General features: G+C 64.3%; 21 protein-coding genes. 11 read left to right on the top strand and 10 right to left on the bottom strand.

Annotated elements, in window-relative coordinates; all coding sequences use genetic code 11:
- Genes mrdA through O4H53_RS12330 form a run of 3 tightly spaced genes read left to right on the top strand, consistent with a single transcriptional unit; the run spans position 1 to position 4,016 of the window.
- Positions 1-1,944, top strand: coding sequence for a penicillin-binding protein 2 (mrdA, locus tag O4H53_RS12340; protein ID WP_269364064.1), 1,944 nt, complete (start codon positions 1-3; stop codon positions 1,942-1,944).
- Complete coding sequence (gene rodA, locus O4H53_RS12335) at positions 1,941-3,080, top strand: rod shape-determining protein RodA (protein WP_269364062.1); 1,140 nt, start codon at positions 1,941-1,943, stop codon at positions 3,078-3,080. Before mrdA ends, rodA begins: the two co-directional genes overlap by 4 nt.
- Positions 3,081-3,083: 3 nt before the next feature.
- Positions 3,084-4,016 carry a 2-hydroxyacid dehydrogenase gene (locus tag O4H53_RS12330; protein ID WP_269364060.1) on the top strand — a complete coding sequence of 311 codons (933 nt, stop codon included), beginning with the start codon at positions 3,084-3,086 and terminating at the stop codon, positions 4,014-4,016.
- A gap of 208 nt (positions 4,017-4,224) precedes the next feature.
- Here O4H53_RS12330 and O4H53_RS12325 read toward each other — a convergent pair whose 3' ends face one another.
- The 5 genes from O4H53_RS12325 to O4H53_RS12305 form a co-directional block, all read right to left on the bottom strand.
- Positions 4,225-6,240, bottom strand: a complete 2,016-nt coding sequence (locus tag O4H53_RS12325; RefSeq protein ID WP_269364058.1) for a M3 family metallopeptidase — start codon at positions 6,238-6,240, stop codon at positions 4,225-4,227.
- A gap of 351 nt (positions 6,241-6,591) precedes the next feature.
- Complete coding sequence (locus tag O4H53_RS12320; RefSeq protein ID WP_269364056.1) at positions 6,592-7,647, bottom strand: HesA/MoeB/ThiF family protein; 1,056 nt, start codon at positions 7,645-7,647, stop codon at positions 6,592-6,594.
- Positions 7,647-8,099, bottom strand: coding sequence for a dUTP diphosphatase (dut, locus tag O4H53_RS12315; protein WP_269364054.1), 453 nt, complete (start codon positions 8,097-8,099; stop codon positions 7,647-7,649). The genes O4H53_RS12320 and dut overlap by 1 nt, the downstream gene beginning before the upstream one ends.
- Before the next feature lie 9 nt (positions 8,100-8,108).
- Positions 8,109-9,302: a bifunctional phosphopantothenoylcysteine decarboxylase/phosphopantothenate--cysteine ligase CoaBC gene (coaBC, locus tag O4H53_RS12310; protein ID WP_269364052.1), complete on the bottom strand. Its 1,194-nt coding sequence runs from the start codon at positions 9,300-9,302 to the stop codon at positions 8,109-8,111.
- A 72-nt stretch (positions 9,303-9,374) separates the two neighbouring features.
- Complete coding sequence (locus O4H53_RS12305; RefSeq protein WP_269364050.1) at positions 9,375-10,253, bottom strand: RNA polymerase factor sigma-32; 879 nt, start codon at positions 10,251-10,253, stop codon at positions 9,375-9,377.
- Between the two features lie 98 nt (positions 10,254-10,351).
- Between O4H53_RS12305 and cobU the strand changes: the two genes are divergently transcribed.
- The 4 genes from cobU to O4H53_RS12285 are packed head-to-tail and all read left to right on the top strand — an operon-like array spanning position 10,352 to position 13,770.
- Positions 10,352-10,870, top strand: coding sequence for a bifunctional adenosylcobinamide kinase/adenosylcobinamide-phosphate guanylyltransferase (gene cobU / locus O4H53_RS12300; RefSeq protein WP_331284234.1), 519 nt, complete (start codon positions 10,352-10,354; stop codon positions 10,868-10,870).
- Positions 10,867-11,448 (top strand): histidine phosphatase family protein, encoded by a 582-nt coding sequence (locus O4H53_RS12295; protein ID WP_269364048.1) that lies wholly within the window; start codon positions 10,867-10,869, stop codon positions 11,446-11,448. Before cobU ends, O4H53_RS12295 begins: the two co-directional genes overlap by 4 nt.
- 58 nt (positions 11,449-11,506) lie before the next feature.
- A complete protein-coding gene (locus O4H53_RS12290) occupies positions 11,507-12,199 on the top strand; it encodes a glutathione S-transferase (RefSeq protein ID WP_269364046.1) in 693 nt (230 codons plus the stop codon).
- Between the two features lie 56 nt (positions 12,200-12,255).
- Positions 12,256-13,770 carry a YifB family Mg chelatase-like AAA ATPase gene (locus O4H53_RS12285; protein WP_269364044.1) on the top strand — a complete coding sequence of 505 codons (1,515 nt, stop codon included), beginning with the start codon at positions 12,256-12,258 and terminating at the stop codon, positions 13,768-13,770.
- On the opposite strand, the gene O4H53_RS12280 is transcribed toward O4H53_RS12285, so the two are convergent.
- Genes O4H53_RS12280 through rsmI form a run of 4 tightly spaced genes read right to left on the bottom strand, consistent with a single transcriptional unit; the run spans position 13,751 to position 16,890 of the window.
- Positions 13,751-14,662: an alpha/beta hydrolase fold domain-containing protein gene (locus O4H53_RS12280; protein WP_269364042.1), complete on the bottom strand. Its 912-nt coding sequence runs from the start codon at positions 14,660-14,662 to the stop codon at positions 13,751-13,753. The genes O4H53_RS12285 and O4H53_RS12280 overlap by 20 nt on opposite strands.
- Complete coding sequence (gshB, locus tag O4H53_RS12275) at positions 14,659-15,594, bottom strand: glutathione synthase (protein WP_269364040.1); 936 nt, start codon at positions 15,592-15,594, stop codon at positions 14,659-14,661. The genes O4H53_RS12280 and gshB overlap by 4 nt, the downstream gene beginning before the upstream one ends.
- 58 nt (positions 15,595-15,652) lie before the next feature.
- Positions 15,653-16,030, bottom strand: coding sequence for a YraN family protein (locus tag O4H53_RS12270; protein WP_269364038.1), 378 nt, complete (start codon positions 16,028-16,030; stop codon positions 15,653-15,655).
- On the bottom strand, positions 16,027-16,890 hold the full coding sequence (gene rsmI / locus O4H53_RS12265; RefSeq protein WP_269364036.1) for a 16S rRNA (cytidine(1402)-2'-O)-methyltransferase: 864 nt from the start codon (positions 16,888-16,890) through the stop codon (positions 16,027-16,029). The genes O4H53_RS12270 and rsmI overlap by 4 nt, the downstream gene beginning before the upstream one ends.
- An 89-nt stretch (positions 16,891-16,979) precedes the next feature.
- Here rsmI and O4H53_RS12260 point away from each other — a divergent pair, with 89 nt between their 5' ends.
- The 3 genes from O4H53_RS12260 to murJ all read left to right on the top strand — a co-directional run bounded on the left by O4H53_RS12260 (position 16,980) and on the right by murJ (position 22,614).
- Positions 16,980-18,164 (top strand): penicillin-binding protein activator, encoded by a 1,185-nt coding sequence (locus O4H53_RS12260; RefSeq protein WP_269364034.1) that lies wholly within the window; start codon positions 16,980-16,982, stop codon positions 18,162-18,164.
- A 7-nt stretch (positions 18,165-18,171) separates the two neighbouring features.
- A complete protein-coding gene (locus O4H53_RS12255; RefSeq protein WP_269364032.1) occupies positions 18,172-20,952 on the top strand; it encodes a [protein-PII] uridylyltransferase in 2,781 nt (926 codons plus the stop codon).
- Positions 20,953-21,072: 120 nt separating this feature from the next.
- Positions 21,073-22,614 carry a murein biosynthesis integral membrane protein MurJ gene (gene murJ / locus O4H53_RS12250; protein ID WP_269364031.1) on the top strand — a complete coding sequence of 514 codons (1,542 nt, stop codon included), beginning with the start codon at positions 21,073-21,075 and terminating at the stop codon, positions 22,612-22,614.
- Positions 22,615-22,666: 52 nt separating this feature from the next.
- On the opposite strand, the gene O4H53_RS12245 is transcribed toward murJ, so the two are convergent.
- Positions 22,667-23,353 (bottom strand): rhomboid family intramembrane serine protease, encoded by a 687-nt coding sequence (locus O4H53_RS12245; protein ID WP_269364029.1) that lies wholly within the window; start codon positions 23,351-23,353, stop codon positions 22,667-22,669.
- 73 nt (positions 23,354-23,426) lie between these two features.
- Here O4H53_RS12245 and trpS point away from each other — a divergent pair, with 73 nt between their 5' ends.
- A complete protein-coding gene (gene trpS / locus O4H53_RS12240) occupies positions 23,427-24,446 on the top strand; it encodes a tryptophan--tRNA ligase (protein ID WP_269364028.1) in 1,020 nt (339 codons plus the stop codon).
- Positions 24,447-24,471 lie beyond the last annotated feature (25 nt).

Here is a 24,471-nt window from a genome sequence, read left to right as displayed (position 1 = left end):
ATGAGACGCAACCGCGCCGAAAACGATGCCAACCACACGCGGCTGACCCGCCGGGCCGCCCTGCTGGGCGGCGCGCAGTTGCTGTTCATGGGCGGCCTTGCCGCGCGGATGCGGTATCTGCAGGTCGATCAAGCCGACCAGTTCCGCCTGCTGGCCGAGGAAAACCGCATCAACATCCGGCTGATCCCCCCCGCCCGCGGCGAGATCTTTGACCGCAACGGCATGCGGCTGGCGCAGAACGTGCCGAGCTATCGCATTGTCATGGTGCGCGAAGATGCGGGCGACGCAGAGGCGGTGATGGATCGTCTGGGACAGATCATCACGATTGACGCGGAAACCCGCGAACGCGCCATGGCAGAGATCAAGCGCTCCGCACCCTTCCTGCCCGTCACCATCGTCGACGATGTCAGCTGGGAGGATGTCAGCCGGGTCAGCGTCAATGCGCCCGCCCTGCCCGGCGTCACACCCGAGGTCGGGCTGACGCGGGTCTATCCGCGCGGCTCGGACTTTGCCCATGTGGTGGGCCGCGTCGGCCGGGTCAGCCAGGCCGACCTCGACGCGCTGGAGGACCCCGACCAGGTGCTGCGCATCCCGCGGTTCCAGATCGGCAAGATCAACGTGGAAGCCCGGCGCGAGGATATCCTGCGCGGCAAGGCCGGCACCAAGCAGGTGGAGGTCAACGCCACTGGCCGGGTGATGCGTGAACTGTCCCGGCGCGAGGGCGAATCGGGCAAGGACATACAGCTGACCGTGGACGCCAAGCTGCAACAATACGTCCAGGCCCGCCTGGACGGGGAAAGCGCCGCCGTCGTGGTCATCGACTGCGAGAACGGCGACCTGGCTGCCATCGCCTCGGCGCCATCCTACGACCCGAACCTTTTCATCGGCGGGATTTCCTCCAAGGACTACAACCCGCTGCTGGAATCGAAATACCGCCCCCTGGTGAACAAGACGGTGCAGGGGACGTACCCGCCCGGTTCGACCTTCAAGATGATGACGGCCATGGCCGCCATCGAGGAAGGCATCATCGGCCCGGACGAAACCGTCTATTGCCCCGGCCATCTCGAAGTCGCGGGGCGGCGGTTTCACTGCTGGAAACGCGCGGGTCACGGCTGGGTCGACCTGGAAAACTCGCTGAAGCAATCCTGCGACGTCTATTACTACGATCTCGCCCTCAAGGTCGGGATCGAAAAGATTTCGGCCATGGCGAACCGCTTTGGCCTTGGCATCAAGCATGAACTGGCGCTGTCCTCTGTCGCCTCGGGCCTGACGCCGACCAAAAGCTGGAAGCGCGAGACACGCGGGGCAGACTGGGTCATTGGCGACACGGTCAACGCCTCCATCGGGCAGGGTTTCATGCTCGCCTCGCCGCTGCAACTGGCGGTGATGAGCGCGCGTATCGCCACGGGCCGGGCGGTGACACCACGGCTGGTCAAGACAATCGACGGCGTCGAGCAACCCAGTGGCGCAGGCGAGTCATTGGGCATGAACGAAAACAACCTGCGCAAGATGCGCCGCGCGATGTTCGAGGTGGTCAACAACCGCCGCGGCACCGGCTACAGGTCGCGCATCATCGCCGAAGAATACCGCATGGCGGGCAAGACCGGCACCAGCCAGGTCCGCAACATCACCGCCGCCGAACGGGCGCGCGGGGTCAGCCGGAACGAAGACCTGCCCTGGGAACGCCGCGACCACGCATTGTTTGTCAGTTTCGCCCCCTTCGACAACCCGCGCTATGCGGTGTCGGTGCTGGTTGAACATGGCGGCGGCGGATCTACGGCAGCTGCCCCCATCGCGCGGGACGTGATCCTGCAGGCGCTTGCAGGGGGCGAGCCCCCGCTGGAGGCCTATCCCTCTGCCGACCGGGGCCGGATCAAGACCCAGCAACGCAAGCTGCGCGAGATGCAGCCCCAGGCCGCGATCAACGGAAACGATCAGGCATGAGTTACCTTGAATATACGGTCAAATCGGTCCCGACGGGGTTTCGCAAGATCCTGCACCTGAACTGGCCGCTGACGCTGCTGCTGGCCTCGGTCTGCTGCATCGGTTTCCTGATGCTTTTTTCCGTCGCCGGAGGGTCATTCACCCCCTGGGCCGAACCGCAGATGAAACGCTTCGGCCTTGGCCTTTCCCTGATGCTCGCAGTGGCGATGATCCCGATCTGGCTCTGGCGGAACCTGTCGGGCCTGGCCTATGGGGGCTCGCTGCTGCTGCTGGTCGCCGTGGCGCTGATCGGCGATGAGCGCAAGGGCTCGCAGCGCTGGATCGACCTTGGCTTCATGGACCTGCAACCCTCCGAACTGATGAAAATCACCCTGGTGATGTTTCTGGCCGCCTATTACGACTGGCTGCCCGCCAAAAAGGTATCGCGCCCGTTCTGGGTGTTGCTGCCGGTCCTGATCATCTGCGTGCCGACCGTGCTGGTCCTGCGCCAGCCGGACCTCGGGACCTCGATCCTGCTGCTGACGGCGGGGGGCGGGCTGATGTTCCTGGCCGGGGTGCATTGGGCCTATTTCGCCGCGGTCATCGCCTCGGCCACGGGGCTGCTGACGGCGGTCTTCCAGTCGCGCGGCACCACCTGGCAATTGCTGAACGACTACCAGTACCGCCGCATCGACACCTTTCTCGATCCCGCCGCCGATCCGCTGGGCGCGGGCTATCACATCACCCAGTCCAAGATCGCGCTGGGGTCCGGCGGCTGGACCGGGCGCGGCTTCATGCAGGGTACCCAGTCGCGGCTGAACTTCCTGCCGGAAAAACATACCGACTTCATCTTCACCACCCTGGCAGAGGAATTCGGCTTTGTCGGCGGGTTCAGCCTGCTGGGGCTCTATGCGATGATCATCCTGTTCTGCGTGGTCACCGCGATCCTGAACAAGGACCGGTTCTCTTCCCTGCTGACCCTGGGCATCGCGCTGAACTTCTTTTTGTTCTTTGCGGTCAATATGTCGATGGTGATGGGGCTGGCGCCGGTGGTCGGCGTGCCCCTGCCATTGGTCAGCTACGGCGGATCAGCCATGCTGGTGCTGCTGCTGGCCTTTGGCCTTGTGCAATCCGCCCATGTCCACAGACCGAGGTAACCCATGACCATCAATGTCCTGTTCGCCGCGAAATCGGAGCGGTGGGAAACCTATGAACAGCCCCTGCGCAGGGCGCTTGCCGACGCGGGTCTCGATGCGCGGCTCAGCATGGATTTCCCGCCCGCCGAGGTGGATTACATCGTCTATGCCCCGAACAGCGACCTGCAGGATTTCACCCCCTATACCCGCGCCAAAGCGGTGTTGAACCTCTGGGCCGGAGTGGAAAACGTGGTCGGCAATGACACGTTGAAGATCCCGCTGGCGCGCATGGTCGATCCCGGCCTGACAAAGGGCATGGTGGAATGGGTGACCGGCCACGTGATGCGCTATCACCTCGGCCTGGACACGGACATCACCCGCAGTGATGCCCGCTGGGAGCCACGCACCCCGCCCCTGGCCCAGGAACGTTCCGTCGTGATGCTGGGCCTCGGTGCCCTGGGCAGTGCTGCGGCGAAGCTGCTTGCCGAGATCGGCTTTCAGGTGACCGGATGGTCGCGCAGCCCCAGAGAGGTCGCCGGTGTCACCTGCCTGCATGGCGAAGAGGGGCTGAAACAGGCGCTTGGCCGCGCCGAAATCGCCGTGCTGCTGCTGCCCGACACGCCCGCCACCGAAAATACGCTGAACCGCGAAACCCTGGCCCTGATGCCGCGTGGTGCCTTCATCATCAATCCCGGCCGCGGCCCGCTGATCGACGATGACGCCCTGATTGAGGCGCTGGACAGCGGGCAGATCGCCCATGCCACACTGGACGTCTTCCGCACCGAACCCCTGCCGCAGGACCATCCCTATTGGGCGCATCCGGGCGTCACGGTCACGCCGCATATCGCTGCCGAAACGCGGGCCACGACAGCCGCGCGATCCGTTGCCGAAAACATCCGGCGCGGCGAGTCGGGCGAAGCATTTCTCAATCTCGTCGACCGGGACCTGGGCTACTGATCGACAGGTCCCTGGTTTCGGAGCCGCCCTTGCGTGCGACCGGACAGACGGGGCGCTGACCTCTTGCCAAGGATAATCGACGAGGGGCCCCGCCGCGCGGGGATGCGCCGATTATCCTTGGCAAGTGGTTGGCGGCCTGTCAGCACGGGATCGCGCAAGGACGGATCGGAAACCCTGGGTTTGGTGAGACCCGCAGCGCGGCACCCTCTCAACCCGCGATCAGCCCACGGCCCCGCAGCAGCGCCTCAACCCCCGGCAACCGGCCCCGGAACGCGACATAAAGCTCCGCCGCATCGCGGCTGCCACCGGTGGAAAGGATATGCTGCTCAAGCGCTGCCGCAATACCCGGCTCAAAGGCGCCGCCCGCTTCCCCGAAGGCCTCGAAGGCATCCGCATCCATGACTTCTGACCACATGTAGCTGTAGTAGCCGCTGGAATAGCCATCGCCCGAGAAGACATGGGCGAACTGCGGTGTTGCATGGCGCATGCGGATTGCCTCCGGCATGCCGATGCCTGCCAGCACCTCGGCCTGCCGCGCCATCGGATCGGCGGGTGCCGCGCCATCGTGAAATGCAAGATCGACAAGGGCCGAGGCCAGGTATTCGACCGTCTGGAACCCCATGTCGAAGGTCGCTGCGGCCAGCACCTTGTCAAGCATCTCCCCGGGCATGGGCGCCCCGGTCCTTGCATGGGTCGCGAATTTGCCCAGCACTTCGGGCACCTCCAGCCAGTGTTCGTAAAGCTGGCTGGGCAGTTCCACGAAATCGCGCGCCACGGAGGTGCCGCTGACCGATTCATAGGTCACATCCGACAGCATCTGATGCAGCGCATGGCCGAATTCATGAAACAACGTCCGCGCATCGTCATAGGACAGCAGCGCCGGATCGGATTTGGCGAAATTGCAGACGTTGATCACCACCGGGCTTTGCACCTTGGGGAATTTCGCCTGCGCGCGCATGGCCGAACACCAGGCCCCCGACCGCTTTGACCCACGGGCAAAATAATCCCCGATGAACACGGCGATATGTTCGCCCTTTCGGGTGACTTCCCAGGCCCGGCAATCCGGGTGATAGAGCGGCACGTCGAGGGGTGCGAATTCCAGACCGAAGAGCCGGGTGGCGCAGTCAAAGGCCGCGTCGATCATCCGGTCCAACTGGAAATAAGGTTTCAACGCGGCCTCGTCCAGATCATGCTCCGCCGCGCGGCGTTTCTCTGCGTAATATCGCCAGTCCCAGGGCGCCAGGTCACCGTTCACGCCATCGGCATGCATCATGCTGGTCAGCACCTCGGCATCCGCATTGGCCTGCGCCCTGGCCGGCTCCCAGACTTCCATCAGCAGGCCGCGCACGGCCTCCGGCGTCTTGGCCATTTCGGTTTCCAGCTTGTAGGCCGCGAAATTTTCATAGCCCAGCAGCTTGGCGCGCTCCTCGCGCAGGGACAAAATTTCGGCCGCGATGGCGCGGTTGTCGGTCTCGCCCCCACCGGCGCCCCGCGCCTCCCAGGCGCGAAACGCCTTTTCGCGCAGATCGCGGCGGGGGGAGAATTGCAGGAAGGGCACGATCAGAGACCGCGACAGGGTCACAACCGGGCCGGAAGCGCCCTTTTCCTCCCCTGCCGCACGGGCGGCGTCGACGACGAAATCGGGCAGACCGGCCAGATCCTCCTCGGCAAGTTCCATGAACCACGACCGCTCATCCGCCAGCAGGTTCTGGGTGAACTGGGTGCCCAGCACCGCCAGCCTGCCCTTGATCTGCTTCATCCGCGCTTCCTCCGCCCCTTCCAGCGCGGCACCGGAACGGACAAATCCGCGATGTGTCAGCATCAGCACCCGTGCCTGTTCATCGCTCAGCGTCAGGCTGTCGCGCCTGTCCCAGACGGCGGCCACCCTGGCAAACAGCGCCTTGTTTGCGGAAATCTCGGAGAAATGCGCCGCCAGCTTCGGTGAAAAGTCGCGTTGCAGCTCTTCCCGCGCAGGCGTGCTGTCGGCCCCCGCCACGGTAAAGAACACGCCCAGCACCTTGTCCAGCGCCCCGCCTGCGGCTTCCAGCGCCTCAATTGTATTGGCAAAATCCGCCTCATCCGTGTTCTGCGCGATCGCCTCAATCTCGGCATTATGGGCAGTCAGCGCCGCTTCCAGCGCGGGGGCGAAATCTTCGTCGGAAATCCGGTCGAAGGGGGCCAGGCCAAAGGGGGTTTGCCAGTCTTGCAGCAGCGGGTTTGTCATGGGGATCTCCTTTGCGCTCAAGCTAGGGCCTGTGGACATTCGTCTTCGCCCACCCGTTTCAGTCCAAAATTGCTCAGTTCCAGGCAAGAGAGCGCAGGAATAGCCAGCTATTTCAAGCTCTCTTAACGCAGAAATGGGCAATTTTGGCGAAACCCCTGCGGGGCGCGGCGGATTTTGCCTCTGCCCTCCCGGATGTTCACTTCCAATGATCACATTGCTGCGCTCACATCAGGGCGCCAGCGGCAAAATCCGTCTCGCGCGGGTGGGCGAAGACAAATGTCCACAGGCCCTAGGACGCGGGGGCGGCAGATACAATGCACCGGCAGCAATGTCAGCTGATGTTGCCCGCTGTCAGCTTTCCGCAACCCTGCCGCAGGTGGGACATTCCGCCCGGCGCTGCACCGCAATGCTGCGGTTCTCGCCAAAGAGCGCGTCATAGATCACCATCTGCCCCCGCGCGGCCGTGCCCGCCCCGGTGATCAGCTTGATCGCCTCCACCGCCATCATCGCGCCCACCACGCCGGGCAGCGGCCCGATCACCCCGGCCTCGGCGCAGGAGGGCGCAAGATGCGGCGCCGGCGCCTTGTCGAAAATGCATTGGTAACAGGGCGCGCCCCGCGCCGGGTCAAACACCGAAAGCTGCCCTTCCCACTGGCTGAGCGCCCCCGAGATCAGCGGCACCCCGGCCCGCACGCAGGCGGCGTTGACCAGATAGCGGGTTTCGAAATTGTCGCAGCCGTCGATCACAAGATCATATTCAGCCACCAGCTCATCGGCGATTTCCGCGGTCAGGCGGCGGTGATAGGGGCGTACGGTGACAAATGGGTTCTGCGCCTGCATCGCCTTTTGCGCAGAAAAGACCTTGGGCATGCCGATGGCACTGTCCGGGTGGATCACCTGGCGTTGCAGGTTCGCATTTTCCACCCGATCATCGTCGATCACGCCGATGGTGCCGACACCTGCGGCGGCAAGGTATTGCAGCACCGGCGCGCCCAGACCGCCGGCCCCGATGACCAGCACTTGCGCATGTTTGAGGGCCTTCTGACCGGCACCGCCAACCTCGCGCAGGACGATATGGCGGGCATATCGGTTCAGCTCGGTGTCGGTGAATGTACCGGTGGATTTCGCGCTGTCCGGCATGGCTGTTCTGCGCTCTGCGCGCTGGCGCAACATGCGGATCAGCGCGCGGTAGGCCAGAAAGATCACCACGGCACCGCCCAGCAGCAGCCAGAGCGCGGCACTGCCACCGGTATTCACCGCCAGCGGATGGGCGGCGGGAAAGGTCACCTGGATGCCCAGGACCGCGAGGTACAGCACACCGAGCAGGATCAGCCGGAGCTTGCGCGGCGCGCCAATCACGCCGCCGCCGAACCAGATCGCGGCAGCCATGACCGCAACCAGTAACATCAGCTCAGTCCCGTGGATCCAAAACCGCCGCCGCCCCGCGCGGTATCATCCAGGGTTTCCCCGACCCTGAAAGCCGCCTGCACCACCGGGGCCACCACCATCTGCGCGATCCGCATGCCGTGGGTCACCTCAAAGGCCTCTGTCCCGGTGTTCAGCAGGATCACCCCGACAACACCGCGATAATCGGCGTCAATCGTGCCGGGGCTGTTGGGCAGGGTCAGCCCATGTTTCAGCGCCAGGCCTGATCGCGGCCTGATCTGCACCTCGAACCCTTCCGGGATGGCCATATGCAACCCCGTGGAGATCAACGCGCGGCCCGCAGGGGACAATGTCACCGGCCCCGCTGGCAGGTTGGCGCGCAGATCCGCACCGGCAGCCCCGGCGGATTCATAGGCGGGCAGGCCCAGTGTCTGATCGGCCCCTTTGGCCCAGCGCAGTGTAATCGTGACCATCGGTGTATCCTAACCCAGTGCCTGCGCGATACGCGCTGCCAGTTTGCGGGCAACAGCATCCTTGCCCATGCGCCGCCAGACCTCCGCGCCCGCGTCGGAAATCAGCGTGACTGCGTTTTCATCGCCCCCCATGATGCCGGTTTCGGGGGATACGTCATTGGCCAGGATCCAGTCGCAGCCCTTGCGCGCGCGCTTGGCCGTCGCATTGTCGACGACATCGTTGGTCTCGGCGGCAAAGCCTATCACCAGACCGGGCCGGCCTTCGGGCATCCGGCTGACGGTCTTGAGGATGTCTGGATTCTCGGCAAAGCTCAGTTCGGGCAGGCCATCCTTCGACTTTTTCAGCTTTCGGTCGCTGGCCGAACTGACCCGCCAGTCGGCCACGGCGGCGGCAAAGATTGCGGCATCGGCGGGCAGGGCCCCCTGCACCGCCTCCAGCATCTGCAAAGCGGTCTGGACGCGGATCACCTCGACCCCCTCGGGCGGGGGCACATCGGCAGGGCCGGTGACAAAGACGACATGTGCGCCCAGCGCCGCCAGCGCCCGGCCCAGCGCCGCCCCCTGCGCGCCGGAGGACCGGTTGGCGATATAGCGCACCGGGTCGATGGGTTCATGGGTCGGCCCCGAGGTCACCAGAATGCGTTTCCCCCTGAGCGGCCCATCGGCCAGCCGCGCCTCGATTTCGGCCACGATCTCAAGCGGTTCGGCCATGCGGCCCGGCCCGAATTCGCCACAGGCCATGTCACCAGCATTGGGGCCGACCATGGCGATCCCATCCGCCGTGAGGGTTTGGATATTCCGCTGGGTTGCCGGATGCTGCCACATGCGGACATTCATCGCCGGCGCGATCAGAACCGGCGTATCGGTGGCCAGCAGCAGGGTGGAGGCGAGGTCATTGGCAAGGCCCTGCGCCATCTTTGCCATCAGATCGGCTGTTGCGGGTGCAACAACCACCAGATCGGCCACGCGGCTGAGCTGGATATGCCCCATCTCGGCCTCGTCGTTCAGATCGAAAAGCGCCTGGAACACCGGTTTTCCCGCCAGTGCAGATACCGACAGGGGGGTCACGAACTCGGACCCGGCAGCGGTCAGGACCGGCGTCACCTCTGCCCCGCGTTCGCGCAGTCGGCGTATCAGGTCAAGCGACTTGAACGCGGCGATGCCACCACCGATGATCAGCAGAATGTGTTTTCCTGCCAGCATGATATCCCCTTGCCAGATCGCGCCTGGCTGGGACCATAAGCGGCAGCCCGGGAATGTGCCAGCCCCGGACGGTCAGTTCAGGAAATGCATGACCTCGCGCGACTGCCCTTCCAGCGACTTGCGCATTTTGACAAATGCGGCCGCTTCCAGCTGGCGCACGCGTTCTTTCGACAGGCTCAACTCGTCGCCCAGGCTTTCCAGCGTCCGCGGCTGATCGCGCAGCTTTCTTTCACGCACGATGAACTGCTCGCGGTCGTTCAGCTCCTGCATCGCAACCACCAGCCAGGTGCGCAGCTGCGCCGTGTCGTGGCTGTCTTCGACCCGCTCTGCCGCCTGCGCGCTTTCATCCACCAGCGCGTCAATCCATTCGCGGCCCTCATCCTCTGCCGATTGGGTCGCGTTCAGGGAATAGTCAGAGCCGGACAGCCGCCCTTCCATCATTTCCACGTCATGCAGCGGCACGCCGATCTCGGTCGAGATCATCTGGCGCAGCTGATGCCGGTCCAGTGTTTCACCCGCCGCCGAGGCTTCACGCTCAAGCCGGGCCTGAACCCGGCGCATGTTGAAGAACAGCGATTTCTGTGAGGAGGTGGAGCCGGTGCGCACCATCGACCAGTTGCGCATCACGTGATCCTGGATGGAGGCCTTGATCCACCAGACAGCATAGGTCGAAAACCGCACCCCGCGATCCGGGTCGAACTTGTCCGCCGCCTTCATCAGCCCAAGGCCCGCTTCCTGGATCAGGTCGTTCATCGGCGCGCCGTAGCGCTTGAACTTGCCCGCCATGGAAACGGCCAGACGCATATAGGCGGTGATCAGGCGATGCAGGGCCGCTTCATCCCGCTGGTCGCGCCAGGCATATGCCAGCTTCAGCTCGGTTTCTGCGTCCAGCAGTTCCGCTTTCATGGCGGTCCGGGTGAGGGAAAATTCTCTGGCCGTTTGCGTTGTCATATTCAAATACCCCCTGAAAACATGGCAAGCCTTGAGACCGGCCTTTGACAAAGGTACGCATGACCCGGCGCCATAGTTCCGAATTAAAGGAAAAAATCTTGACCCAATCCACTCTCGTCCTAGGCGGGGCCGCGTCCGGCAAATCGGCCTGGGCCGAAGCGTTTCTGGAAAATGACGGTCGGCCAATGGTTTATCTGGCGACCGGCAGGATCCTTGATGATGAGGTGGCACAAAAGGTGGCGGTTCACAAAAAGCGGCGCGATGCGCGGTGGCGCACCATCGAAGCGCCGCTTGATCTGGCCCCGGCGCTGGCCGGGGTGACGGGTGATGAATGCGTCCTGATCGACTGCGCGACCATGTGGCTGAGCAATCACATGATGGAGGGTTCGGACCTTCTCCCGGCGCGGGAGGCGCTTTTGACCGCCCTGCGCGGCTGCGCTGCACCCTGGGTCATCGTCTCCAACGAGGTTGGTCACGGCATCGTGCCCGACAACGCACTGGCCCGGCAGTTCCGCGAAGCGCAGGGGCGGCTCAATATCGCGCTGGCGCAGGAAGCGGCACTGGTGGTGCAGGTGACGGCCGGGTTGCCGTTGGTCCTGAAAGGCCATTTGCCATGACCACCTGGCATTGGGTCCGGCACGGTCCCACCCATGAAAAGACCTTTGTGGGATGGCGCGATGTCCCTGCGGACCTGTCCGACTGGGCGCGCATCGCACGGCTCAGCGCCTTCCTGCCGGAACGGGCGCTTGTCGTGTCTTCCGATCTGATCCGTTCGATCACCACCGCCGATGCGCTTGAGATGCCGGGCCACAGGCGTCTGCCGCATCGGCACGACCTGCGCGAACTGCATTTCGGGGATTGGGACGGGAAACATTTCACCGAAGTCGCCGCCACAGACCCGGACCTGTCCCGCGCCTATTGGGAAACCCCCGGCGATGTGGCCCCGCCCGGCGGCGAAAGCTGGAACGCCGCCGCGGACCGCGTGGGCAAAGCCGTCGACGCGCTGAACGCCCGCTACCCCGACGCACATATCATCGCCGTGGCGCATTTCGGCGTGATCCTGACCCAGGTTCAGCGGGCCATGGGCGTCACCGCCAATGCGGCAATGGCCCACAAGATCGACAACCTGTCGGTAACCGAACTGCATTACGAGGCAGAAACCTGGCAGCTGCGCCGCATCAATCACTGCCCGTGATCACCTGCCGCACAAAATTGCGTTTGCTCCGCTTTTCACATCAGGGCTAGGTGGCGACATGACATATGACCTTTTCATCGGCGATCGCACCTTCTCAAGCTGGTCCCTTCGGGGCTGGCTGATGCTGGAAAAATTCAACCTGCCCTACAAGGCCCATATGGTGGGCCTTTACAGCGGCACGATGGCGGATGAGCTGGCGGCACTTGCCCCGGCGAAACTGGTGCCGGTCCTGCGCACGCCTGAGGGCACCGTGATCGGCGAAACCCTCGCCATGGCCGAAACGCTGGCCGAACGGCACCCGGAGGCGGGCCTGTGGCCCGACGGCGCGGCAGCCCGCGCCACGGCGCGCTGGCTTTGTGCCGCGATGACATCCGGTTTCACCGCCTTGCGCGGGGCCTGCCCGATGCAGTTGCAGCATGTGAACAAGGGCTTTGTGGTCACCGACGCCGTGCAGGCGGACCTTGACCGGATCGAAACCCTCTGGACCCATGCCATGCGCAATGCGGACCTGCGGGGGCAATGGCTTTTCGGGCGCTACTCGCTGGCGGATGTGTTTTACGCCCCGGTGGCCGCGCGCATCATCGGCTATGAACTGCCCGTGTCCGAGGCGGCGCGCCGCTATTGCGAGATTGCGATCAGTGACCCGGCCTTCAAGGCCTGGCGTGCGGAAGGGCTGAAAACCACCTACGACCCCTTTCCCTACGACATGGGTACCGAAACCGCGCCATGGCCGGGCGATGAGCCGCGTTAACTTTTCTTAAACCACCCCTCCCTATCCCTTAATCAAGGTTGCCAAAGGGATAACAGATGGTTTCACGCGCCTATACCGTCGCCTTCCAGGGGGTCGAGGCGCGCATGGTGGAAGTGCAATGCGCCGTAACGGCGGGCCTGCCGGCCTTTTCCATCGTCGGCCTGCCGGACAAGGCGGTGTCCGAAGCCCGCGACCGCGTGCGCACGGCGCTGACCTCGATGGCCATCGCGCTGCCGTCGAAGCGGATCACCGTCAACCTCAGCCCTGCCGACCTGCCCAAGGAGGGCAGCCATTTCGACCTGCCCATTGCGCTGTCGCTGCTTGCCGCATTGGATATCCTGCCCGACGACGTGGTGCAGACCGTCGTCGCCCTGGGCGAATTGTCACTGGACGGCACGCTGGTGCCGGTGGTGGGAGCCCTGCCCGCCGCCATGGCCGCCGCAGAACAGGACCGCAGCCTGCTTTGTCCCGCCGGATCGGGGGCAGAGGCCGCTTGGGTCGGCAAGACCCAGGTCATCGCGGCGCCCACCCTGGGCGACGTGGTGCGCCATTATACCGGCCAGGCCCCCTTGCCCCCTGCCGAACCGGGCGAGGTTTCGGCACCGCTACAGGGCCGCGACATGTGCGACGTCAAGGGGCAGGAGAGGGCCAAACGGGCGCTGGAAATCGCCGCCGCCGGGCGGCACCACCTGATGTTTGTGGGCACGCCCGGCTCGGGCAAGAGCATGCTGGCCGCACGGCTGCCCTCCATCCTGCCGCCCCTGACCCCGGCAGAGGCGCTGGACACGTCGATGATCCACTCCCTCGCTGGTCTGCTGGACGAGGGCGGCATTTCCCGCGCGCGTCCGTTTCGCGAACCGCACCACACCGCTTCGATGGCCGCGATCATCGGGGGCGGGCGACAGGCCAGGCCCGGCGAAGTCTCGCTGGCGCATAACGGTGTCCTGTTCATGGACGAATTTCCCGAATTTCCCCGCATGGTGCTGGAAACCCTGCGCCAGCCGATCGAGACCGGGGAGGTGATGATCGCGCGGGCCAATGCCCATGTGAAATATCCCTGCAAGTTCATGCTGGTGGCCGCCGCCAACCCCTGTAAATGCGGTTATCTCAGCGATCCCGCCCGCGCCTGTGCGCGGGTGCCGCAATGCGGGGAGGATTACATGGGCCGCATCTCGGGGCCGTTGATGGACCGCTTCGATCTGCGGGTCGATGTGCCCCCCGTCGCCTTCACCGATCTGGACCTGCCCGGCAGCGGCGACAGTTCCGCCGATGTGGCCGCCCGTGTCGCTGCTGCCCGCGCCACCCAGGCCGCCCGTTTCAAGGATCACGCCGGCATGCGGGTGAACGCCGACGCCGAGGGCGACATGCTGGAACAGATCGCCACCCCCGACGCAGAGGCGCGCGCGCTGCTGACCAAGGTGGCGGAACGGTTTCACCTGTCGGCACGGGGCTATCACCGGGTGATCCGGGTGGCGCGCACCATTGCCGACCTCGACGGCGCACAAAGCGTGCGCAAGCCGCATATCGCCGAGGCGGTCAGCTTTCGCCTGGTCAATCCAGGCGCTGGCTGATCCACGCTGCCAGGTCGCGCAGGCTCGCCCGGGCTTCCGGCAGGATGTTGTGCAGGATCGGCCAGACATGGGGCAGGTCGCAGACCTCGGTAAAGCAGACATCGACACCTTGTTCGCGCAACCGTGCCGCCATCCGGCGTGAATCGTCGCGCAGGATTTCGGTGTCGCCCACCGTCAGCCAGACCGGTGCCGCCCCGGTAAAATCCGCAAACAGCGGGCTGACCGCCGGATCCTCTGCCGGGTGGTTTCCCAGATACATCCGGCACATTTCATCAGCGCGCTCCGCAACCAGAACGGCCTCTGCCTGCGCGTTCTGGCGGAAACTCTCGCCCGAATAGGTCAGGTCGGTGAGCGTCGAGAAACAAAAGACCCCGGCGGGTTGCGCCGCGCCCGCCCCCGCCAGTTCGGCCAGTAGACCCAGCGCGAGCGCACCCCCGGCACTGTCGCCGCCGACAATCACATGGGCGGGGTTTACCCCGCTGGCGATCAACCCATCCCAGGCGGTGCGCACGTCGGTGGCGGCAGCGGGAAAGGGAGCCTCCGGCGCCAGACGGTAGCGCGGCAAGACCGCACGCATCCCCGTCAATTGCCCGATCTTGCCCAGCATCGCCGCATGGGTGCGCGGGCTGCCAAAGACGAACCCGCCGCCGTGGATATAGAGGATGACAGAGTCAGAGGTCAGAACGCGCGGCACGACCTCCAGCGCCTCGACCTGGCGGCCCGCCGCCTGCAGGATCTGCCATTGTTTTTGCGTGCCACGGGGGGCGTGAAAGAAATAGCGCGCCTGCCTTTCCAGGTTGGCGCGCATCTGTTCTGGCCCCTCCGCCCGCGCCAGGCGCGGCTTTTCCACCAACCGCAGATAGCTGTTCAGGACTGGCCGCAACAGGCTCATGCGCGCCGCGCCTCGATCGCCTCCCAGATCTTGCCGGCGATGTTGACGCCGTCAAACCGCTCAAGCTCCTGTATCCCGGTGGGTGAAGTCACGTTGATCTCTGTCAGGTAGTCGCCGATCACGTCGATCCCGACAAATATCTGCCCCTTTTCCTTCAGCAGCGGCCCGATGGTGGCGCAAATCTCGCGGTCTCTCTCGGTCAGGCCGATCTTTTCGGGGCGGCCGCCCACATGCATGTTCGACCGCGTCTCACCCTCTGCCGGAACCCGGTTGATCGCGCCCACGGCCTCCCCGTCGACCAGGATGACCCGCTTGTCCCCCCTGGACACCGCAGGCAGGAATTTCTGCACGATCAGCGGCTCGCGCGAGAAACCGGTGAACAATTCGTGCAAGGAGGCCAGATTGCGGTCCTTCTCATCCAGCCGGAAGACCCCGGCCCCGCCATTGCCGTAAAGCGGCTTGAGAATGATATCGCCATGCTTGGCCTTGAACGCCTTGATGGTTTCAAGGTCGCGGGCAATCGTCGTGGGCGGAGTGAGCTGGGGGAAATCCAGCACCAACAGCTTTTCGGGATAATTGCGCACCCAGAAGGGATCGTTGACCACCAGCGTGGTGCCCTTGAGCCGGTCGAGCAGATGTGTCGAGGTGATGTAATGCATGTCAAAGGGCGGGTCCTGCCGCAGCCAGACCACATCATATTCTGCCAGATCGACCTCCCGCAGGGGGCCAAGCTGCGCATGGTCGCCCTGCACACGCTGAACGGTGAAATCATGCCCCCGCGCGGTGATCCGCCCTTCCTGGTAGGCCAGTTGATCGGGCCCGTAAAAGAACAGCTCATGCCCCCGTGCCTGCGCTTCTTCGGCAAGGCGGAAACTGCTGTCCGCGTTGATGTTCACATCCCCGATCGGGTCCATTTGAAAGGCAATTTTCATCGGTCAATCCCTGCTGCTTGCCTCTTAGATGGCGCAGCGGGACGGCGGGCGCAATGGGTCAGCCGTGACCAAAGGCGTTTTCGATGATCCGGGTCTGTCCCTGCGCATCGACCAGCGCGACGTCAAACCGCGTTTCGGTCAGGGTGCCCGCAGGTTCAGATCCAAGGAATTCTTCGGCCGCCAGATAGATGCGCTGCATCTGCCGGGCAGAGAGGCTGCGCGCGGCGCGGTCGAAATCACGCGCCTGTTTGACCTCGACAAAGATCAGCCCGTCACCGTCACGCAGGATCAGATCAATCTCCCCGCCCTTGCCGCGCCACCGCCTGCGCGCCAGGGCAAAGCCGCGCCTTTCGTAGTCCTGCGCAATCCGGTTTTCCGCCGCGACCCCCGCCTGAAAAGCCATCGCGCCCCTGTGGGTTCTGGCAGAACCGGTCATGTGTCATCCTTTCCCATCGCCAGGGCAGCCTGATACACCTTGCGCCGTGGCAATCCATGCGCCTGCGACACCATATCGACCGCATCGCGCATCGACATTTCCGACAATGCGCCTTTCAATTCCGTTTCTATGTCAATTTCCCTAACAGTTCCTGAACGGGCACGGTCCACCAGCACCACGATCTCGCCCTTTGGGTTGGACTCCGCGTGGATTTCCGCCAGTTTTTCCAGGGGATGGCGCTGCACCTCTTCGAACTTCTTGGTCAGCTCCCGACAGACGGCCGCTTTCCGGTCCGGGCCCAGCACCTCCGCCGCATCGCGCAGCATGGCCCCCAGCCGCTTTGGTGATTCGTAAAACACCAGCGTGCCCGGCACCTCCTGCAGGGTCTCCAGCGCAGCCTTGCGCGCGGTTGCGGCATTGGGCAGGAACCCCGCAAAAAAGAACGCATCCGTCGGCAATCCGCCCAGCGCCAGCGCCGTGGGCAGCGCGGATGGCCCCGGTGCGCAGGTCAGCGGCAACCCGGCCTCGGCCACGGCACGGGACAATTCGAACCCCGGATCGGCAATCAGCGGCATGCCGGCCTCGGAGGCATAGGCCACCGACTGCCCGGCGCGGATCGCGGCCAGCAGCTTGTCGGTCACAGCCGCACCGCTGTGATCATGCATCGCGACAATGCGCCGCCCCGCCAGTGGCACGCCATGAATATCCATCAGCCGCCGCAGGCTGCGGGTGTCTTCCGCTGCCAGCACATCTGCGCTGGCCAGCACGTCAAGCGCGCGCAGGGTGATATCGCGCGCCGTCCCGATCGGGACGCCGACAAAGTATAAACCCGCCGACAAAGCGGCTTTGAGGTAATTCACGCTGGACCCGCCTTTCGCACTCTCTATGATTGCTTAGGTAAAACACCGGCGTCCCGACGCCGCCTGACCACCCGGAGAGTGAGTTCGACATGATTGCTTTTTTCGATGCAGGCCGCAAGAAGCTGCGGCTGCTGATCCTGGCCCTTTTTGCCCTGGTCCTGGCCGCCTGCGAGCCGATGGCCATCGGCGGGCTGGCAAACACCGGCGGACCCAAGGTTGATACAAGTGCACCGATCCCGGTTGCCCTGCTGGTCCCGCGCGGCGGTTCGGCCAGCGACAACCTGCTTGCGCAGAACCTTGAAAACGCGGCACGTCTGGCGATCCGGGACCTGGACGGCGTCAAGGTGGACCTGCGCGTCTATGGCACGGCCGGGAATGCAGGCACTGCCGCCAGCATGGCATCCCAGGCCGTCTCCGAAGGGGCCAAGATCATTCTCGGGCCGGTCTATGGCGAATCCGCCAATGCCGCCGGGGTTGCGGTGGCCTCCCAGGGCGTGAACGTGCTGTCGTTCTCCAACAACACGACCATCGCCGGCGGCAACGTCTTTGTGCTCGGGCCAACCTTTGAATCCACCGCGAACCGGCTGGTCGGCCATGCCAAGCGCAACGGCAAGGACCGGATCGTGATCCTGCACGGGCAGGATGTCGCCGGGCAACTGGGGCGTGATGCGATCCAGCGGGCGATTGCTGCAAACGGTGCGACCCTCGCGGGGACCGTGGACTATGCGCTCAGCCAGGAATCCGTCATCGCTTCGGTGCCGCGGGTCAAGGCGGCCATGGACAGCGGCAATGCCAATGCGCTGTTCCTGACGACCTCTTCGGCCAGTGCCCTGCCGCTCTATGCGCAACTGCTGCCCGAGGCCGGCATAAAGGCCCCCACAACACAGTTCATCGGCCTGACACGCTGGGACATTCCACCTGCAACCCTTGCCCTGCCAGGGGTTCAGGGGGGATGGTTCGCCCTGCCCGACCCTGGCGCGACAGGGGTGTTCCGCCAGAAATACAGCGCGGCATACGGGTCTGACCCGCATCCTCTGGCCGGACTGGCATTTGATGGGATTGCGGCCATCGGTGCCCTGGTCAAGACCGGCAAATCCACGGCGCTCACCGGTGCGTCGCTGACCCAGAGTGCGGGGTTCCGGGGGGCAAGCGGCATCTTCCGCCTGCGCGCGGACGGCACCAATGAACGTGGGCTGGCCGTCGCTACGATCCGCGACAAATCGGTTGTGATCCTCGATCCCGCGCCCAAGGCGTTTGGCGGCGCGGGTTCCTGATCCGCAAGTGCCAACTTCCCTTTCAACAAAAGCGACAGGCGCGGATAGCGATCCGCGCCTGATTTGCGCGCCCGAACTTATTTTCGATGCCGCGGCGGTACATGCTGCCCTGGATGAAGCCTGCACGGGTGCAGAACCCGGCGCCCGCCGCGCGGCAGCGGTGCAGGTGCTGCGGGAGGTACAGGTAAACGGACGGGCTGAAATCGCGCGCAGTTTTGCCGCAGCCCCCTTCGACGCCCGCGGCATGACCCGGGCCTATACCTATCTCACGGATCAACTGGTCAGCGCCACGCTGGACGTCGCGACGCGCCATCTGCATCCCAAACCCAACCCGACCGAAAGCGAGCGCCTTTCGGTGATCGGGGTTGGCGGCTACGGGCGCGGGGAAATGGCACCGTTTTCCGACGTCGATCTGCTCTTCCTGATCCCCTACAAGGCCACCGCCTGGACCGAGAGCGTCGTGGAAAGCGTGCTCTATATCCTGTGGGACTTGAAAATGAAGGTGGGTCATGCCACCCGGACCATCAAGGATTGCATCAGGCTGGGTGCCGAGGACTACACCATCCAGACCGCCCTGCTGGAGCACCGCTATATCGCCGGTGACCGCAAGCTGGCAAAGGCACTCGATACCAGGCTGGCCAGCGATCTTTTCGACGGCAAAGGCCGCGATTTCATCGAGGCCAAGCTGGAGGAACGGGACAAGCGACACCTCAAGCAGGGACAACGCTATGTGGTGGAGCCCAACGTCAAGGAAGGCAAAGGCGGCCTGCGCGACCTGCATTCACTGTTCTGGATCGCCAAGCTGATCTATCACGTCGACCGGATCTCGGACCTGGTGGACAAGGGGGTGTTCCGCCCCGATGAATACAACACCTTCCGGGAGGCGGAAGATTTCCTCTGGGCGGTGCGGGGGCATCTGCATCTGCTGGCCGGGCGGGCCACCGAACAGCTCACCTTTGACGTGCAGGTCCAGGTGGCCGAGGCGATGGGCTATCAGGACACCAGCGGCAGGCGCGGGGTCGAGGTTTTCATGCAGGCCTATTTCCGCCACGCCACGGCGGTGGGGGACCTGACCCGCATCTTCCTGTCCAGCCTGGAGGCGATCCACGTCAAGGCGGAACCGCTGCTGGAACGGTTCTTCCGCCGCCGCCCCAAGATCAAGGAAGGCTATGAGGTGGTGCACAACCGCATCGCCATCTCGGACGACAAGGCCTTTCTGTCGGACAAGCTGAACATGCTGCGCATCTTCGAGGAAGGTCTGCGCACCGGCATGCTGATCCATCCCAATGCCATGCGCCTGATCAAGGCAAACCTGCACCTGATTGATGACGACATGCGCGAAACGCCCGAGGCGCAGCGCATCTTCTTTGACCTGCTGCTGAAACACGGCAATCCCGAACGCGCATTGCGGCGGATGAACGAGCTGGGGGTGCTGGCCGCCTTCATCCCCGAATTCGAACCCATCGTCGCGATGATGCAGTTCAACATGTACCACAGCTATACCGTGGACGAACACATCATCCAGTGCATCGCCAACCTGGCCCGGATCGAAAAGCAGGAGCTGGTAGAGGAACTGCCGGTCGCCTCCTCCATCCTCAAGCGGGGGGTGAATCGCAAGGTGATCTATACCGCCCTGCTGCTGCATGACATCGCCAAGGGCCGCCCCGAGGATCATTCGGTGCTGGGTGCCAAGATGGCGCGCAAGATCGCGCCCCGGTTGGGCCTGTCGCGGGCGGATGTGGATACCGTGGAATGGCTGGTGCGCTATCACCTGCTGATGTCCGACATGGCGCAAAAGCGCGACATCGCCGACCCGCGCACCGTGCGCGACTTTGCCAAGGCGGTACAGACGGTGCGGCGGCTTGACCTGCTCTGCGTGCTGACGGTCTGCGACATCCGCGGCGTGGGGCCCGACACCTGGAACAACTGGAAGGCGGTCCTGATCCGCGCGCTGTACCGCCAGACGAAACGCGGGCTGCAAACCGGACTTGAGGACATCAACCGCGAAAACCGCGGCACCGAGGCCCGCAAGGCGCTGAGCGAGGCGCTGGCGGATTGGCCCGCCAAGGACCTCAAGGCCGAGAAAGCACGGCATTATCCGCCCTATTGGCAGGGCCTGCACGTCACCGCCCATGTCGCCTTTGCCGAAATGCTGCGCGACATCGGCGACGGCGACGTGCGCATCGACCTGCACCCGGACGAAGACCGCGACGCCACCCGTGCCTGTTTCGTCATGGCCGACCATCCGGGCATCTTTTCGCGACTTGCCGGGGCGCTGGCCCTGGTCGGGGCCAATGTCGTGGACGCCCGCAGCTACACCACCAAGGACGGTTTCGTCACCGATGCCTTCTGGATTCAGGATGCGGAGGGCAACGCCTATGAAGCCTCCAAGCTGCCCCGCCTGCGCCAGATGATCGCCAAGACCCTGCGCGGCGAGGTCGTGGCACGCGAGGCGCTGAAATCCCGCGACAAGGTCAAGAAACGCGAAAAGGCCTTTCGCGTGCCCACGTCGATCACCTTCGACAACGAGGGGTCGGAAATCTACACGATCATCGAGGTCGACACCCGCGACCGCCCCGGCCTGCTTTATGATCTGACGCGCACCCTGGCGGGGGCAAACGTCTATATCGCCAATGCCGTGATCGCGACCTATGGCGCGCAGGTGGTCGATACTTTCTACGTCAAGGACATGTTCGGCCTGAAATACCACACGGTTGCCAAGCAGAAGATGCTGGAAAAGCGCCTGCGCGACGCGATTGCGGAAGGCGCGGAACGGGCCGAGAAATAGGGAGCAGCCCCGCCGTTGCGATCTCTGCGGGAAAACTCCCGATTTCCTGCACAAGCCGCCCCATTGCGCGGCAGGCACGCAAGGGATAGGCAAAATGCAACGCAATTCTCCGAGGCCGCCATGAAACCCATCCGCCTGATGTCCGGCTTTTTCACCGTGGGTATCTGGACCTTGCTCAGCCGGGTGCTGGGCTTCCTGCGCGAAGTGCTGCTTTTGTCGCTCATCGGGCCGGGGCCGGTGATGGATGCCTTTGTCGCGGCCTTCCGGCTGCCCAACATGTTCCGCCGCTTCTTTGCCGAGGGCGCGTTCAATGCGGCCTTTGTGCCGATGTTCGCCAAGAAACTGGAAGGCGAAGAAGGTGCAGGGCGCTTTGCCCGCGATGCCTTCAACGGGCTGGGCATGGTGGTGCTGATTCTGACCGGGCTGGGCATGGTCTTCATGCCCGCGCTGGTCTGGGCCACTGCCGAAGGCTTCGTGGGGGATGCGCGGTTCGACATGACCGTGGGCTTCGGGCGGATCGTCTTTCCCTACATCCTGTGCATGTCGCTCTCGGCCTTGTTTTCAGGCATCCTGAATGCCACCGGCCGCTTTGCCGTGGCGGCCGCGGCCCCGGTGCTGCTGAACATCTTTGTCATCACCGCGATGGCCATCGGTGCGCTGACCGGCGGGGTTGTGGTGAACTGGCTGATCTGGTCGATCCCGGTCGCGGGTCTTGCGCAGCTTTTCCTGACCTGGCGCGCCGCCGCTGCCGCCGGCTTTGCCCTGCGCCCCGGACGCCCCCGCTGGACGCCCGAAATGCGCAGCATGATCGTCATTGCCCTGCCCGCTGCCCTGGCTTCCGGCGTGATGCAGATCAACCTGGTGGTCGGCCAGCTGGTGGCCAGCCAATATGACAGCGCCGTGTCCTGGCTCTTTGCCGCGGACAGATTGTACCAGTTGCCGCTGGGAGTTGTCGGTATCGCCGTCGGCGTGGTCCTGCTGCCGGACTTGTCGCGCCGCTTGCGGGCGGGCGATGACGCGGGCGCGCGCGGTGCGCTGAGCCGGGCCGCCGAAATTTCCCTGGCGTTGACCATCCCCTCCGCCGTGGCGCTGGTGGTGGTGCCGCTGGCGCTGGTGACGGTCCTGTTCCAGCGCGGTGCGTCGGACGTGGACGACAGTGCCGCCATCGCCACTGCCGTGACGATCTATGGCCTGGGCCTGCCTGCCTTTGTCCTGCAAAAGATCCTGCAACCGATCTACTTTGCCCGCGAAGACACCCGCCGCCCCTTCTACTTTGCCGTCGTGGCCATGGTGGTCAATGCCGCGCTGGCCATCGGGCTGGCCCCCGTCGTCGGCTGGATTTCCCCCGCCATCGCCGCCACCCTTGCCGGTTGGGTCATGTTCGCCTGTCTCGCGATCGGCGCCCGCGGCTATGGCGAAGCCGCACAATTCGATGCGCGGTTTCACAAACGTATCTGGCGCGTGCTGGCTGCTTCCGCCGCAATGGGGCTTTGCCTCTGGGCGGCCAATGTCGCGTTCCAGCCGTTCTTTGGCATCCCCTGGTGGCGCGGCCTGACGCTTGTGGTGCTGATTGCCGTCGGCGCGGTCAGCTACTTTGGCATCGGCCACCTGATCGGTGCGTTCAGGCTGTCCGAATTCAAGCGCGCGGTCCGGCGGGGATGACGCTGGTTCTGAGTCTTTACGCCGGAAACACCCAAACCTGACGGCGCAACGATCACCGCCGCCTGAGGCCCGCGCGCATCCGCGCCCATTCCCCCGGTGCCAGCAGGAAACACAAGGCGAAGCCGCAGAAGAACCCAGCAAGCTCGGCCACCCAAAGGGTGCCGACCTCGAAAAACACACCCCAGAGCAATTGCAGCGCCATCAGCATGCCAATCAGCGTAAACGCCCGCGCCTGTTGCGCCCCGGTCCCGGCCAGCGAACGCCACAGGACAAAGGAATAGGCCCCGATCAGCCCGTAGACATTGGGATAAGCCCCGGTCAGCCACATCGGATCATTCAGCAAAAGCCCGTAGACAACCGCGCCGCCAACCCCCGACAGCACGAAAATGACCGCAAAGGCCACCTGCCCCATGACCTCGGCCACCATCTTGCCCAGCGCCAGCAGCAGCACCATGGCAAAGATGCCATGGGTGAACCCCAGATGGACAAAGGAATAGGTGACAAGCCGTTTGACCTCGGACAGCGGGAATTGCTCGTTTGCGATCATCCAGTCAAAGATCTGGCCGGAAAAGCCGTAGTCGCGGATCAGGCCCAGCCGCCAGCCCACGGCCCCCGGCCCGCCGATCAGCCCGGCCTCACCCAGTGACAGCCCCGCCTCCACCCCGGCGATGGCAAGGAAGAACAGGATCACCACCGGAGGCAAGGGGTTCACGGGCGGCTGGAAATCGGGTGCGGACATGGGCGCTCCTTGACGGCATTGGCCCCCATGAGTAAGCCGTGCCCACCGCCTTTTCCAGCCCCAGAGGTCAACCATGCCCGAGACATCCTTTACCCCGCGCGTCTTTTCCGGGATTCAGCCCTCCGGCGGCCTGACGCTGGGCAACTATCTGGGTGCGATCAAACGGTTCGTGTCGATGCAGGACGAGGATTTCGAGACGATCTATTGCATGGTCGATCTGCATGCGATCACCGCAAAATTCCTCGAACCCGAGGTCCTGCGCCGCAACACCCGCGAACTGGCGGCAGGTTTCATCGCCAGCGGCATCTCGCCCGAGAAATCCATCCTGATCAACCAGAGCCAGGTCCCGGAACACGCCCAGCTTGCATGGATTTTCAACTGCGTGGCCCGGATGGGCTGGATGGGCCGCATGACCCAGTGGAAAGACAAGGCCGGCAAGAATGCGGAGGCCGCCTCGCTGGGGCTGTTCGCCTATCCGGCACTGATGGCCGCCGACATCCTGGTCTATCACGCCACCCATGTTCCCGTGGGCGAGGACCAGAAGCAGCATCTTGAGCTGACCCGCGACATCGCGGCCAAGTTCAACCACGACTACGGCGTCGATTTCTTTCCGATCACCGAACCGGTGATCGAAGGGGCCGCGACCCGCGTGATGTCGCTGCGCGACGGGTCCAAGAAAATGTCGAAATCCGACCCCTCCGACGCCAGCCGCATCAACATGACCGATGATGCCGATGCCATTGCCAAAAAGATCCGCAAGGCCAAGACCGACCCGGATGCCCTGCCCTCCGAAGCCAAGGGTCTGGATGACCGGCCGGAGGCACGCAACCTGGTGAACATCTATGCCGGTCTCTCGGAGCAATCCGTCGATCAGGTGCTTGCAGAGGTGGGTGGCCAACAGTTCGGCACCTTCAAGCCGTTGCTGGCCGATCTGGCGGTTGCCAAGCTGGCGCCGATCTCGTCCGAGATGGCGCGCCTGATGGATGACCCGGCAGAGATTGACCGGATCCTTGCCAGGGGCGCGGAACAAGCCCGCGAAATAACGGCACCCATCCTGAAAAAAACATATGAAATCATTGGGATGGTCGGCTGACACCGCACCGTCGGCACCTGAAACT

Origin of the sequence: Sulfitobacter sp. G21635-S1, assembly GCF_027213915.1 — a bacterium.
Lineage (GTDB): Bacteria > Pseudomonadota > Alphaproteobacteria > Rhodobacterales > Rhodobacteraceae > Sulfitobacter.
Note: the sequence above shows the minus strand (reverse complement) of the source record. Positions and strands in the feature narration are given on the sequence as shown.